At 63.9% G+C, this 13,729-nt stretch carries 12 protein-coding genes, 2 tRNA genes and 1 pseudogene; 5 read left to right on the top strand and 10 right to left on the bottom strand.

Annotation, left to right across the window (positions count from 1 at the left end; all coding sequences use genetic code 11):
- Positions 1–9: 9 nt before the first annotated feature.
- Both CSW57_RS12700 and CSW57_RS12695 read right to left on the bottom strand, forming a co-directional pair.
- On the bottom strand, positions 10–957 hold the full coding sequence (locus tag CSW57_RS12700) for an SMP-30/gluconolactonase/LRE family protein (protein WP_099383372.1): 948 nt from the start codon (positions 955–957) through the stop codon (positions 10–12).
- Between the two features lie 280 nt (positions 958–1,237).
- Positions 1,238–1,753: a nuclear transport factor 2 family protein gene (locus CSW57_RS12695; RefSeq protein WP_099383057.1), complete on the bottom strand. Its 516-nt coding sequence runs from the start codon at positions 1,751–1,753 to the stop codon at positions 1,238–1,240.
- A gap of 610 nt (positions 1,754–2,363) precedes the next feature.
- Here CSW57_RS12695 and CSW57_RS12690 point away from each other — a divergent pair.
- Positions 2,364–2,816, top strand: coding sequence for a MaoC family dehydratase (locus CSW57_RS12690; RefSeq protein ID WP_099383056.1), 453 nt, complete (start codon positions 2,364–2,366; stop codon positions 2,814–2,816).
- A 57-nt stretch (positions 2,817–2,873) separates the two neighbouring features.
- Positions 2,874–3,677, top strand: coding sequence for a MaoC/PaaZ C-terminal domain-containing protein (locus CSW57_RS12685; RefSeq protein ID WP_099383055.1), 804 nt, complete (start codon positions 2,874–2,876; stop codon positions 3,675–3,677).
- Between the two features lie 994 nt (positions 3,678–4,671).
- Here the strand turns inward: CSW57_RS12685 and CSW57_RS12680 are convergent.
- The 3 genes from CSW57_RS12680 to CSW57_RS12670 form a co-directional block, all read right to left on the bottom strand.
- Entirely contained in the window at positions 4,672–5,451 is a 780-nt protein-coding gene (locus CSW57_RS12680) for an SDR family NAD(P)-dependent oxidoreductase (RefSeq protein ID WP_099383054.1), read from the bottom strand.
- A gap of 55 nt (positions 5,452–5,506) precedes the next feature.
- On the bottom strand, positions 5,507–6,388 hold the full coding sequence (locus tag CSW57_RS12675) for a nuclear transport factor 2 family protein (RefSeq protein ID WP_099383053.1): 882 nt from the start codon (positions 6,386–6,388) through the stop codon (positions 5,507–5,509).
- 106 nt (positions 6,389–6,494) lie between these two features.
- Positions 6,495–6,869, bottom strand: coding sequence for a nuclear transport factor 2 family protein (locus CSW57_RS12670; protein ID WP_099383052.1), 375 nt, complete (start codon positions 6,867–6,869; stop codon positions 6,495–6,497).
- 382 nt (positions 6,870–7,251) lie between these two features.
- Here CSW57_RS12670 and CSW57_RS24715 point away from each other — a divergent pair.
- Positions 7,252–7,498, top strand: a pseudogene (locus CSW57_RS24715) (MaoC/PaaZ C-terminal domain-containing protein); the annotation flags it as partial.
- Between the two features lie 772 nt (positions 7,499–8,270).
- On the opposite strand, the gene CSW57_RS12660 reads toward CSW57_RS24715, so the two are convergent.
- Positions 8,271–8,346, bottom strand: a tRNA-Arg gene (locus CSW57_RS12660).
- 34 nt (positions 8,347–8,380) lie between these two features.
- Positions 8,381–8,472: transfer RNA gene (locus tag CSW57_RS12655), tRNA-Ser, on the bottom strand.
- 139 nt (positions 8,473–8,611) lie between these two features.
- Between CSW57_RS12655 and hisC the strand changes: the two genes are divergently transcribed.
- On the top strand, positions 8,612–9,673 hold the full coding sequence (gene hisC / locus CSW57_RS12650; RefSeq protein WP_099383051.1) for a histidinol-phosphate transaminase: 1,062 nt from the start codon (positions 8,612–8,614) through the stop codon (positions 9,671–9,673).
- 12 nt (positions 9,674–9,685) lie between these two features.
- Here the strand turns inward: hisC and CSW57_RS12645 are convergent, their stop codons facing one another.
- Positions 9,686–10,666 carry an alpha/beta hydrolase gene (locus tag CSW57_RS12645; RefSeq protein ID WP_099383050.1) on the bottom strand — a complete coding sequence of 327 codons (981 nt, stop codon included), beginning with the start codon at positions 10,664–10,666 and terminating at the stop codon, positions 9,686–9,688.
- A 180-nt stretch (positions 10,667–10,846) separates the two neighbouring features.
- On the opposite strand from CSW57_RS12645, the gene CSW57_RS12640 reads away from it, so the two are divergent.
- Positions 10,847–11,293 (top strand): acyl-CoA thioesterase, encoded by a 447-nt coding sequence (locus CSW57_RS12640; protein ID WP_099383049.1) that lies wholly within the window; start codon positions 10,847–10,849, stop codon positions 11,291–11,293.
- Positions 11,294–11,306: 13 nt separating this feature from the next.
- Here the strand turns inward: CSW57_RS12640 and CSW57_RS12635 are convergent, their stop codons facing one another.
- Positions 11,307–12,560 carry a hypothetical protein gene (locus CSW57_RS12635; RefSeq protein ID WP_223249218.1) on the bottom strand — a complete coding sequence of 418 codons (1,254 nt, stop codon included), beginning with the start codon at positions 12,558–12,560 and terminating at the stop codon, positions 11,307–11,309.
- Positions 12,561–12,592: 32 nt separating this feature from the next.
- Positions 12,593–13,729, bottom strand: a complete 1,137-nt coding sequence (locus tag CSW57_RS12630) for an acyltransferase family protein (protein WP_099383048.1) — start codon at positions 13,727–13,729, stop codon at positions 12,593–12,595.

Genomic DNA, 13,729 nt, shown 5'->3' with positions numbered 1-13,729 from the left:
AGGGGCGGGTCAGGGGCGCGTCTGGCCGCCGTGGTTCTTGACGTCGGCGACAAAGATTCCGCCGAGCGCTTCACGTGCGGACTTCTCGAAGTCGAAGACCTCGTAGCCGACCGTCATGTAGAGCGTGCTGCGATCGGGTCCGCCGAGCAGGCAGGCGGATGCGATGCCCCCTTCGAGCGGCATCGGAACCGCGTCCGTCAGACCGTCCGCGGTGAACCGAGCGACGTACCCCCCACCTGGCATGGCTGCCCAGACCCCGCCTTCCTCGTCAAGGCCGATGCCGTCCGGCATGAACGGACAGGTGGCGAAATCCCGCGCATTCGAGAGCGTTCCGTCGACGGCGCGATCGATCACGGTGATCTTCTGCGCCATCACCTCTGCCACGAAGAGCTTGGTACCGTCAGCGCTGATCGCTATACCGTTGCCGCAGTTCATCTCCGGGACACCCGCGGGCTTCGAGACGGTGCCGTCGGGCTCGACGACTATCAGCGACGAGGTGATCGGGGCCTCCCCCTGGAAGATGTCGAAGCCGAGTTGGGTGATGTAGGCACGGCCCTCGGCGTCGACCACCATGTCGTTGACGGCCTTGATCGCGAACTCGCTGACGTCGGCGTGCTCGGTGAGATCGTCCGGCCCGTTGCCGCCATGGACGAGAACCTTCTGTTCGTGCATCGAGTTAACGATGAGGCGTCCGTCCGGTAGCCATCCGAACCCGCCCAGGACGATGGGGACGTCGGTGTTCGCGGCCCGTCCGTTGGCGTCGACGACCACGGTCGCGTTGCCCTCGGCATCGAGGGTCTTGAGCGTCCCGGTGTACATGTCCGAGAACCAGAAGGCACCGTCGTGCCAGCGCGGGCATTCCGGCCACGAGTACCCGGTCGAGATCTTGCGGGCCTCGAAGGTGGGCGCGTCCGCGGCGGCAACGGCCGCGGCTACGGTATCGACGGGATTGGTCATCGGTGTGAACCCTTCCGTGGGACGAACTGTTGACAACTGTTGTGCGAGAGCCTTTGCGAGCATCCGCTTGGCACAGGCCGCCACGGCGTGGTCCGTTCCCGCCGCTGCCGACTGCTCGCGACATTCGATTCGCGTCGCTCGTGCCCCGCCCGGCGATGCCGGGCCGTGAACTGGGTCACAGGGACGCGCACGAGACGAACATTAGGTGCTCGGCGGCGGGGCGGTTGAGGGCTTCCCATTCAGTGGACGCCGAACGCCGCCCTGCGTCGTCCGAAGCCGTTCAGTCAGGGACGGTCTCGGGGTACACCTGCGCGAACCACGCTCGCTGCTCGTCGTCGAAGGTGCCGAGTTCCATCGCCCGCCGACCCCAGGCCTTGATCAGATCGAGGAAGCTCGTGACGTCGTAGACATCCTGCTGTTGCGAGAACTTCCCGTCCCCCGCGTAGGTGAGGACGCTGATGTGCGGGGCTCCGAATCGACTCCCGTCACCGGGATCGCTCATCACGTTGTCTAACCGTGCCACGATCGTCCCGTTGGTCTCGTCGATGACGTGCCAGTACTCGGGGAAGCTCTCGGTGTGCGAGCCCGGGAACGTCGCTAGGCTCGGTTCAGCCCACGCCCAGATCCCCTCCTTGCCCTTCAGTTCCCCCGCCATCTGCTCGTGATAGACGACATCGTCGGTGAACAGGTCGAGAAAGTCCCGCCAGCTCCCCTCCCCCGAACCCGCACGGTTGATGGTGACGAACCACCTCCGATACGCCTCTTCGAGTTCTTGTCTTGTCCATGTGTTTGCCATACGTCAGAGGCTATTCCCGGAGCACGCTAGCCGCGGCCCGTGCGCCCGGTCACTGGGATAAACTCGAAATACGTTCTCGCAGACTAGAATTCGTCACCAGGCCCGCCCAGGAGGAGCCACGATCGTGCCGATCACACACGGGTTGTTCCCGGTCAGCGGAAGTGTCGCTCGACACCGAGCGTCCCCCGCGGTCGAATGCACTGGAACTCCAGCGCGATGCCATTCTCCTCATCCGACGAAGCCGAGGGCCAATCTGTGTCGTCACTTCCCCACTCAGACAACGACAGTCGGATTCAACCCACAGTCGTTTATTCCTGGCGAGCCCCTGGATTGTCGACTGAATCAAGGAGTGTTTACTGCCGTCATCACCGTGGTGGTATTCGGGGTACTGAACAACCCTCACATTGCCGTGGTATCCGAGGGCGCGAGCTTCTAAGACTCTCCCGGATGCACCACGGTCTATCTCATAATCGCCGCAGTCGCCGTTGCAGGGCTGCTGCTCTAGGCCCTGACATTGCCGAGACCGGTAGGCCCGGCCCACCATGACCGCTCTTTGAATCAAGCTGACAGCTGACCAGCAACACCCCGAAATCGGAAGGGTTACCCGTCCATGCGAACTTTCACCAGCCTTGACGAGGTGAGATCGACCGTCGGCGAAGAACTCGGTTCCAGTGCCTGGCTGGAGATCTCACAGCAACACATTGATGCGTTCGCGAACGCGACCGGCGATCATCATTGGATGCATGTCGATCCAGAATGGGCGGCGGCGGGCCCATTCGGGACCACCATTGCACACGGATATCTGACCATGTCGTTGCTGTCGTCGCTAGCCGGAAGCATCTTCGCGATCGAAGGTCCCAAGCTGACACTGAATTACGGAATCAACAGCCTGCGGCTTCCGAACCCGGTGAGAGTGGGCGCTCGTGTCCGCGCGAACGCGGCGTTCACCTCGGTCGAAGAAACACCGAAGGGCGTCCGGCTGATCATCACCAACACGGTCGAGATCGAGGGCGAAAATAAACCAGCCTGTGTAGCTCAGAATGTGCGGCTCCTGATCTTCTGAGAAATCGGCGAGACCCGTGGGCGTGTAAAAGCCCCAGGACAATGTAAAGGGACCGTGATGACCATTTCTACACACTCGTCGGCCGATTGGATAGGTCGCGAGTTGGGCTCGCGTACAGTGCAATGGGACGAACGCGACGCAATCTTGTTCGCATTGGCTGTCGGTGCGCGAGCCGATGATCTCGACCTCGTGTACGAGCGAGAGCTGCGCGTGCTCCCGACTTTCGGACTCACCCTCGGCCAGTGGGCCCCAGACGAGCTCGGCTCACAGGGGGCGTTCCCCGTCGGGACGTCGCTCCACGGCTCCCAGCATCTCGTCGTACACGGCGAGCTGCCACCAGCGGGTGGGGCGACGCTTTCCGCACGGGTCCACAACGTCTGGGACAAGGGTTCGGCGGCGATCTTCGACGTCAGCGTCAGCTGTGTCTACTTCACCGCCGTGTGGTCCATCTTCGCCCCGGGTTGCGGCGGCTTCGGCGGTGAGCGCGGACCGGGTGTGGCTGTAGCCGAAGCGGTCTCACCCGCTACCTCGGTGCGCACCGCCGAGAACGCAGCGGCACTCTACCGATTGTGCGGGGATCGTCACGCGATCCACATCGACCCGGTGGCCGCACGTGCGATCGGCCAGGACCGGCCGATCCTACACGGCTTGGCCACGCTCTCCACCTCGGTTGTTGCACTGGCGCGGCACCGAGGCGCTCATCCCGCCGATCTGGCCTCGCTCTCGGGACGCTTCCGGTCGGTGGTCTTCCCGGGCGACGAGCTGCGTATTGACGTCACCGATTCCCCGACAGGCGGATTCGTCGTGTCCGGACCTCAGGGAGTCGTCATCGACAACGCGGTCGCCACCTTCGGGCGCTGACCGGGCGGCTCGGGACGACACGACGAGGACCAGAGTCCACAACGACGGCGCCTACGGCGCAGCCGTCGACCCCGACCGGGAGGGCGTCGTCAGTACTGAGCAACCGGACTGGGTTACCTTCTTTCTGGTGCATTCATGGCGCTGTACAGCTTCCTGTCCTACCGCCTGCTACAGCCGTCCTTCTCGCTCCCGAGCCGGTAGTGGGTTGGTGTTCGTCCTGTATTTGGTCGGGACGGTCTCCGCTGCGACCGCCGGCCGCCTGGGCCGCCGGGTGAATCGGAGCCGAATACTGATGGGGGCCACGGTGGGCGTCGGAGTGGCGCGCTCACCCTGTCAGACAAGCTGATTGTGCGATTTGTCGGTGTCGCGTTCAGCCCACTGCCCGCCGGTCTGCTCAGGCGGGACCGCAGCCAGGGAGACTTCGGCCAGACTAGAAAGGCCAAACCCATTGCGATACCGAAGATCGACATGGCACGGACGATGTAAGCCGAGTCGGAGTGGACCAAGGCAATCGGCAGCAGGCTCAGACCCGACTCCGTGACCGAGACCGAGACCTCGTAATCCGAGTCGGCCATAGCCTTGCAGGACTTTCGGCTTGATTCTCTGTCTGCAAACAGTATTCGACGCCGTGTCCGCAACGACTGGCAGGCGTGACTCGAAGGCCGCAGCCTACCGCCGTCGATCCTACCGACGGCCCCCACTCGACGCCCGCAATTGTTGTGCTACAGCGACTTCCGCGCAAGAGTACCACCGAGATCTCACGCTGGGTCTTGCGTTGATACTCTCCGCGCTGCGGAAACACGTCGACAGCACCATCGCTCGCTTCTTATGCGGCAACCTGTCCGCTGATCCAATCGCTCGGACTCGGCTCGCACCACCTGACAAAGGCATCTGCGGCTCCTCGCTGTCACTATCGTCTACACGTCGGCGGCGCGCCTTCCGTCGTGAGCTCGCGGGTTGCATACCGCCTATCGTGGCACCCGCCGGGCGGACGTCATCCGGCGCTCGGTCCTCCGGGTAGCCCTACATGGTAGTGCCCGGCCGACCAGCCGCCGTCCACGGCGATCTCCGCCGCCGTGACATAGGACGCCGCGTCGCTCACCAGGAAGGCGGTCACCTCGGCGACCTCGGCCGGCTCACCGATGCGGCGCAACGGCACCCGGCTGTACGACTGGTTGAGCCCGGCGCCGGACTGCCCCATCGGGTTGCCCAGAGCGGTGTCGATTCCGCCGGGATGCACCGAGTTCACGCGAATCGACGGGCCCAGCTCGTATGCCTGAGCCTTGGTCAGACCCCGCAGCGCCCACTTGCTCGCGACATAGGCACTCATTCCGTTGACCGCGCGTAAGCCGTCGAGCGAAGAAATGTTCACAATGGACCCTGACCCTGCGACGCGGATCTGAGGAACGACGGTCTTCACCCCCAGGATTGCTCCAAGGACATTGATGTCCAGCAGTCGCCGGGCCTTTCCCGCATCAATGTCTTCCACCCCGCAGAAATAGTTGATTCCGGCGTTGTTCACCAGTGCGTTCACGCCACCGTACGCGTCGATCGTCCGATCGAGCGTCGTGCGCCACTGATCCTCGTCGGCGACGTCGAGATGGCTGAAGACCGCTCGGTCTCCGAGTTCTTCGACGAGGGTTTCACCCGCCGCATCAGCGATGTCAGCGACCACGACGCGCGCTCCGCGCGCATGGAGCAGCCGCGATGTGGCCGCCCCCATACCTTGCGCCCCGCCAGTGATGATGGCGACAGTATTCGTGAGATCGGTCATGGCACAAGCCCCTTCGTTGCATTCATTGATCTGGGCGCCGTTCGTGTCGGCGCACCTATCGGGTCTCCTGGCGTATACGCGCCAGACGCATTGCGTCGATCCGCCACGCGCCGTCGACCTTTCGATACTTGTCGTAATAGTGGCCGAAACCGTGCAGACTCTTCATCGCCGCGCCCTCGGGCCACCACAGCATGTCCTCCATGGCCCAAACTCCCGTCGCCGACGATTCCGACTCGACCACGAGCTCCGGAGTGTGGCCGTGATGTACGGTCGCGACGCCGTCGAGTGTCGAGCGCAAGAGTTCGATATAGGCGCCCTTGGAGGTGGTGACTTCGCCCCCGGCCTCGGTCATGTCCACAACCACACCCTCGGTGAACAGCTCGGCCAGTGCCCTCCAGTCCTTCGTGTCCATGAATCGGAAGTACTTGGCCTTGAGCTGATGCATCTCAGTGATCGCGATCGACTCCTGCTCGGCGGTGAGCGATCGTCCGCGCACCGAGGGCGGCTTCAGGACGTCGATGTTTCCCTGAAAACCGCTCATTACCTTCGTGCGGTGGGACATCCGCCAACCACGCTCGGTGAACGCCCACCGGTCGTGGTAGTCCCCGAGGGTGAAAAAGGGTTGCCCCTCCAGGGAACCCGTGCCGAGGTGGAGGTCGGAGACGTAGACGGCGCTCGTCGCGGTCCCTGCCTCGAGGTCGACGTCGACGATTATGTTTCCGAGGAGGTGCTGGGTCGCTCCGCAGTGATCTAGGAAGGAACGGATCAGGTCGACCACGGCATCGGGCCCGTGGAGTGATCCGGTCCCGAGCTCGGCGGTCACATCGGACAGCATGATCGATCTAAGCTCATCCCAGTTCCGGCCGTCCATGGCTCGCGCGAAGCGAACCACCTGCCGGGTGATCTCGCGCTCGGCGAGAATACTCTCGGCGTTCATGGTCTGGTCTGCGTTCCAACAGGACTCGACAATTCGAAACTGCCTTCCGGGTGATTTGGCGTCGGCACTGGCGCGGCGTGCAACGGACCGGCGGGGATCGTCACCGCTAGCTCGTGATGACATCCTCGGGGGCCCAGACCGCGCGCATGCTCGTGATCTTGAGATCGTCATCGAACGTCATCACATCGATGGGCTCCACGACAACCGTCTGGTTGGGCAGGTGCGAGGTGACGCGGAAGTGGAAGGCCGCGGTCGACCCGCCGGACCGGACGGTCAGCAATTCCGCAGTCGAATCGATGGAGTCCAACGCGCTGTAGAACTTCTCGATCTGCGCTCGGCCGACATTTGTCCCGGAACCGATTGGATCCTCGAGCGTCGCATCCTCTGCATACAAGGCGGCGATCTCGGCCGACGTACCAGTGCTGACTCTTGCTATGTACTCGGCAACAGCGTCGCGGATCTGATTGGTTGAGGGAGACATGGCAACTCCTTTGTCGACTGGTCCCGTACGCCTCGAGCGAAGGGCGTGTTCTCCGTTGTGCGTTCGAACCTGATCGAATCAGTAAGCCACCCCACCCGCCACACCCTTTCCCGCTGGACGAGACACGGTCACCGGAGGCCCGTCGACGGCGCGGGCAGCACTGCTCCGCTACCGGAATCCACCCGACCCGTCAGCCCACCGCCGGCATCACATTTCTGGAACGTGTTCTAATTCAGATAGGACACGTTCCAGCTGCCCGCACGCACGAAGGGGACCCGTTGGGCCCCCACGACTACGACGTCAAAGGTGTCGGGTTCAGCCTGGGAGCCGCAGGGACCCGACGGAAACCACTGGGCGCTGGTATATCCACGACGCGGACCCAAAGGCGCTGCTGTACCGGCTGTGTGGTGACCGCAATCCAATGCACTCGGGCCCCGAATCCGCTCTCGCGCCAGCTTTCCCGGCCGATCCTGCGCGGCCTGTGCACTTACGGCTCGGTCTGCAGCGCGATCTCCGACGAGGTTCTCGGTGGCGAGGTGACCGCGGTCGCCGACTACTCGGCATCGTTCTCGGGTGTGGTGTGCCCAGGCGAGACCCTCGCGGTCGAGGTCTGGGAGGACGGCCGCCGACCCAGCCGTGCGGCCGCACAGAACTTCACCCAAATCCTGGGCACCTGTGGCAGCGACGCCTTCGCACGTGCTCCGCGAGCCTGTTTACCTCGGTTGGTGCCATTCCTGCAGGCTGCGCACACTGTCGCTGCGCTGATTGGATTTAGCGCGGAACCTTTATACCGACTGCAAGTGCATAGATCGCAAGAATCACAGCGCTGCAATTGTTCTCAGACACCTGGGGCTGATCCGCCTCCCCATTTTGCGGTTTGGTGTGTCCCGTTCCGCGAGCCTGCCGACCAACGGCTCGAAGCTGAACTACAGGTTTCCGGTGGCTCGCGACCGGAATGCGCAATCCCGGCTGAGCTCAGCCACACCGAGCCACCGGCACAATTTCACATGCCGGAGCCCTTCGGGGGCTTGGACGCCAGGTCGCGAACAGCTGCCATTTCCACCGCCTCGTTGAATGGGAACCACATTCGAGGCGACTGATGGGCAGCCCGTTTTGCCACCGGGGCCGGAGCGGCAAGTTGAGGCACGGACCCTCAATATCCAAAGCGGCTCGACGACGACAACCGAGATCCGACCGGTCATCAACAGGTCCACGACACAGATCGCGGCGTCCCGCCGCCCTGGAGCTGGCGGACCTCTTGCGAGGCGAAGTCCGCTCCAATATGGCCGCCGCGTACCCGAAATCACCCATCACTTTGAGGGCAAAGTGATGGGTTGGACGAAGTTGATCGAGATGTTTTACGGCCCGGACCGCACGAATGTGCAGGTCCAGGCCGTATTCTGGTGCGCCCGAAGGGATTCGAACCCCTAACCTCTTGATCCGTAGTCAAGTGCTCTATCCGTTGAGCTACGGGCGCGTGCTTGTGTTCAGTTGTGGTCAGAGTGGTGCTCTGGCGGAGGCGAGAGGATTTGAACCTCCGGTTCCGTTTTAGCGGAACAACTCATTAGCAGTGAGTCCCATTCGGCCGCTCTGGCACGCCTCCTGGTGGAGTCCTTTCGAACTGCCGAAGCAAAAGGTTACACAGTCCGCAGCGGCCAGAGCAAACCGCCTCGTCGCGCCACCCCCTAAGCCGCAAGAGGCCCTGGTGGGAGCAATCCCGGGCCTCCCCTAGATTGGTTGGGGTGACCCCGCATATCCGCCCCGATCTCGCCGATGTCCCCGCCTACGTCCCCGGCAAGAACGTGCCCGGCGCTCTCAAACTGGCGAGCAACGAGACCACCGACGGCCCGCTGCCGGGTGTCGCTGCCGCGATTGCCGAGGCTGCGGCCGGCGTCAACCGCTACCCCGACAACGGTGCGGTGGAGCTGACCAGCGAGCTGGCAAAGCACTTGGATGTGGCCCCCGAAAACATCCAGACCGGTTGCGGCTCGGTCACGCTCTGCCAGAACCTGATCACCATTGCCACCCGGCCTGGAGATGAGGTGCTGTTCGCGTGGCGGTCGTTCGAGACGTACCCGTTGGCCACCCGGGTTGCCGGTGCAACACCGGTCCAGGTGCCGCTGACCGAAGGACGGGTGCACGATCTGCCTGCGATGGCCGATGCCATCACCGACCGCACCCGGCTGGTCTTCATCTGCAACCCGAACAACCCGACCGGCACCGTCGTCGACTCAGCTGCCTTGCACGACTTCATGGAACGGGTCCCGTCCGATGTGCTCGTGGCGCTCGACGAGGCCTACTACGAGTACGTCAGGCCCACCGATGCCCAACGCTACGACGCCCTCGAACTCCACCGCCGCTACAAGAACCTGGTTGTGCTGCGCACGTTCTCCAAGGCATACGGTCTGGCCGGACTGCGGGTCGGTTATGCGATCGCCGACCCGGCAGTCACCAACGCGCTACTCAAGGTGCATGTGCCCTTCAGCGTCAATTCCCTGGCCCAATCGGCAGCCATCGCGAGTCTGCACGCCAAGGACGAACTCCTGGCCCGAACCGATTCGGTGGTCGCCGAGCGCGAGCGGGTGACCAGCGAGCTTCGCGACGCCGGTTACAAGGTGCCGGCGAGTCAGGCGAACTTCGTGTGGATCGACCTCGCCGACGACACCACACGTTTCGCTCAGGAGGCGATGGACGCCGGTGTGATCATTCGTCCGTTCGCAGGCGAAGGTGTGCGCGTCACCGTGACGCATGCCGCGGAGAACGACCGGTTCGTCGCCTTCGCCCGCGACCGCGCGTCCGGCTGAACCACCGATTCGTCAGAGGCCGGGCGACAGGGCCGGCCACAGCGTCTTGAGGTCCTCGGCCCAGTACGCCCAGGAATGTGTGCCGATCACCTGGAAGTTCTCGGTGGCGGGGATACCGGCGGCCCGCATTCGTACGGCGAACTCGATCGAGCACCGGTAGGCGCCGATCTCCAGGTAGCCACCGACGGCAACGGCCTGGTCCCGGGTGAACCCGGGGTCGGGCACAGTTAGCCGGTCGAGTGGGCCGGGGACTCCGGAGCCGGCCGATATGTAGATCTGCTTGCCGCGCAGCGCATCGAGGCGTCCGGATGGGTCGTGGTCAGCCCAGCCGGGCGAACCCCACGGTCCCCACATGTTGGTTGCGTCGCCACCGTCTTTGGCGACGGTCGCGCGGACGTAGCTCTCGTTGATGGGGCCGCTCACCGGCGGACAGCCGCTCATCGATCCGACGCCGGTGTACAGCGAAGGATGACGCGTGGCGAGCGCGAACGCCGACTGGCCACCCATCGACAGCCCCGCGACCGCGTTGTTGCCGTTGCTGTTGTAGGTCTCGTCGATCAGCGGGGGCAGTTCCTTGGTCAGGAACGTCTCCCACTTGGGCTTGCCCATCTCTGGATCCCGACGCTGCCAGTCGGTGTAGAACGCACCCCGCCCCGCGGGAAGGACCACGTTGACGTCTTTGTCGGCGAAGAACTTCTCCGCCTTGCCTTTTTCGATCCAGTCGCTGACCGTCGACGACTTGCTGCCCGCACCGTCGAGCAGGTACAGGCTGCCACGCGAGGACGACCGGTCTTGGGGCAGCAGCACGGTGACGTGGACGTCCCCGCCCATTGCCGGTGATGTGATGGTCAGGTCTTCACGCTGATCGCCGACTTTGACGACCTTCTCGATCGTCGCCTCACCAGCGACCGGAATGGCGTTGGCGGTGACGGACGTCGATGCCAGGACCGCTCCGCACGTGGCCAATGCACCGAACAAGCGGACCGCAGACATGGTGCGAGGCACGGGACCACTCCTTCAGATAGCCGACTTCTTGACCCGCGAAGGTTACCCAGCGTCAGTACTGAGGGCAACGAAATGACAGAAGCCTCACATATTCGCCGCCTTCGGCGACGACTACTCTCAGCCAGGCGGCCCGCCGGCCTGCGCCGACCGACATGGAGGACATGAACTATGGGTACCGAAACGCGCGAGGATTCAGGCGATTTCGCATTCGTCGCCGATGTTCCGGTGCGCTGGTCGGACATGGATGCGTTCGGACACATCAATCACGCCCGGATGATCACCCTCATGGAGGAGGCACGCGTTGCCTGGCTGCTGAGTGTCGGCGAGCAGTACGCACCGCTGATCAAGAGCGCCATGATCGTCACCGTGGAGGTCCGGTATCAGGCCCAACTGCGCCATGACGACAGTCCACTTCGAATTGCGATGTGGATCAAGGGATTCCGATCAGTCGACTTCACCATCGGTTACGAGGTGAGGTCAGCGGCCGCCAGTCCGGACTCCAAGCCCGCCTGCGTTGCGAGCACTCAGATGGCCGTGGTCGACATCGAGAAGCAACGACTACGACGGCTGTCGGACACCGAGAAGTCGTACCTTCAGGAGTGGTCGCGCAGTTGAGCGGCCGAGGGTCTCAGCTCTCGGTCTCTTTCCGAAGACGCGGATTGGTGGCGGCCCGGCTCGGCGCAGGCAGGACCGGCTCTTCGTACGCCGGCCCGAGAACGCCGGTCACGTTGCCTTGCAATATGTTCCGATAATCACGAAGGTGTGTGCGGCCCATTCCGAGTTGCTCGCCGAGACGTCGGGTGTTCTCGGCCGACAGCTCTCGCTCGCCGGAGCGGCCGATCAGCTGATCGATGCGATGGTCGATGGTGCCGGCGTAGTTGACCTGCTCGAGGATCCGCAGTTCGTGTGCCGCCGCAGCCACCGCGTCAGCGACATCGGCGAGGGCGGCCACCCGCGCGATCAACTGCGACCACACCGGACGCAACTCGGCCTCGCGTGAACGCAGCTGCTCACCCAAGCGCTCATCGGATGCTGCGACCACACGTACCCGGTCCAACTCGATCCGTACGGTACGGAGGTTGATCACGTCGGCGGAGATCTCCGCCAGCTCGGCATGCAGATTGATCTGGGTCCGCTGCACCGAGAAGTGGTCGCTGCGCCACACCGGCGACCGGACGATTCGGTCGTAAGCACTGCCGGCGACGTAGAGCAACGTTTCGTAGCCGTCGACGAATCGTGCCGACGACGAACTGTCGTCGTCGGGTCCCTCGATGATCGCGGCCTTCTCCGCCACCCATTGCCCTGCTCGCGAACGCCCGTCGGTGAGCTGGCCGATCACACCGGCAGCAGTGTTGGCAGCCATCGCACCTGCGCGGCGCAGATAACCGGAATCAAGGCTGTTGGGGGTCGGGGTGAAGAGCAGCGCGTTGAAGAGCCTCTCGCGGTCGGGGATGTCGAGGTAGAGACCTTCGCGACGCTCTCGGCGGATGCCGCGCACGGTGCCGGCGAACACCGGCTTGGAGGCGGTGACAAGATTTCGGGCGGTCTCCCGCCGACGGGTGAGGGTCATGATCCGCGACCGCAGCACCATCGCGCCGACCCGGGGCATCCGGGGATTGCGCAGGTAGTCGTCGAGTTGGTCCAGCTCGCGATGCAGTCGGCGAAGGTCGCCGAAACCGCCGATCGCAGGGATCGGCATCCCGGCGGTGGCACGACGCACCAGCACCGCTCGCGACGAATCGGAAAGGAAGCCGGATGCGATCAGAATCGAGGCAGCGTCCGACAGATCGGGGTGACGGCCGGGAATCTTGGAGTGGTCACACCAACGGCGGATACCCGCGGCAGCACCACCGTCGGCGGTGAATGCAGAACTGTCGGTCATGTGACCTCCCGGTGAAGCGCTTTCAACCAGTATTACCGGACGCTCACGACCGCCGACTTCCGCTTGTGCCACAAAGGGGCGGTGACCTGGTGCAACGCCCAGGCCACGGGGGTGGCCAGAACCACAGTGACGATGAACACCCCGACCACGGATCCGGAGAAGATCGGGTAGCCGAGCATGTCCATCACCAGTTCGAGCACGATGAGATGGACGAGGAAGAACTCATAGGAGATCTCGCCGAACCACACCACTGCCGGCCGCGACATCGCCCGGCTCCACCAGTGGTCCCGTGAGCCGATGGCCAGCGGCGCGATCAGTCCGACCGCGATGACGAGGTACAGCACCGACTTCACGATGGTCGCCGAGAGGGAGTTCGGGGTGATGGTCGGCTCGCCCGCGAGCGACGTGCACGACAACTGGAACGCGAGCACCGCCACCAGTACCGACAGCAATGGATGCCAGTTGCGCATCAGCTGGCCCAGGATCGCCAGCAGCATTCCGCCGGCGAACCAGATCAGGAACGCCGGCGCCCACAACCGAGCCGTGACGTCGAGCCCGTCGATGTGGTGAGTGGCCACCGCCCAGGCCGGCGACACCAGCATCAGCACGATCACTGCACCGATCATCACGCCCGGACACCACCGTCCACCGCACAGTCGAGAGATCACCCACCCGAAAGCGGGCAGCAACAGATAAAAGACGACTTCGGTGGCGAGGCTCCACATATGAGTGAGGCCGGAATGGAGGTAGCCGAAGCCGTAGGTCTGGGTGAGGGTCAGATTGCGGACCAGGCCCTCGGTTCCGTGACCGAGGGTTGAGTTGTCCTCTTTCCACACGAAGACGAGGTAGACGCCGAGCACGGTGAGCCAGTACGCCGGAAGAATGCGCCGGGCCCGGTGCCAAAAGTAGCGGCCGACATCGGGGGCCGCTCCGGATTTGCGCAGCGCGGTGACCCAGGGGGTGAAGAGCAGGTATCCCGAGAGCACGAAGAAGATCGCGACGCCCACCTCGAGCCGCGCGAAGAACCAGCCCTCGACGTTGTCGGTGTACTTGCCGGTCCAGAACGCGGCGTGGGTTGCGCACACCAGTAGCGCTGCGAGAGAACGTATCCCGGTGAGGGAATCGACTCGACCGACAGGCGCGGTCCGTGGTGCCGAAGCGTCGGTCAT

The sequence above is a fragment of the Williamsia muralis genome, assembly GCF_002735905.1.
GTDB lineage: Bacteria > Actinomycetota > Actinomycetes > Mycobacteriales > Mycobacteriaceae > Williamsia > Williamsia muralis_A.
Note: the sequence above shows the minus strand (reverse complement) of the source record. Positions and strands in the feature narration are given on the sequence as shown.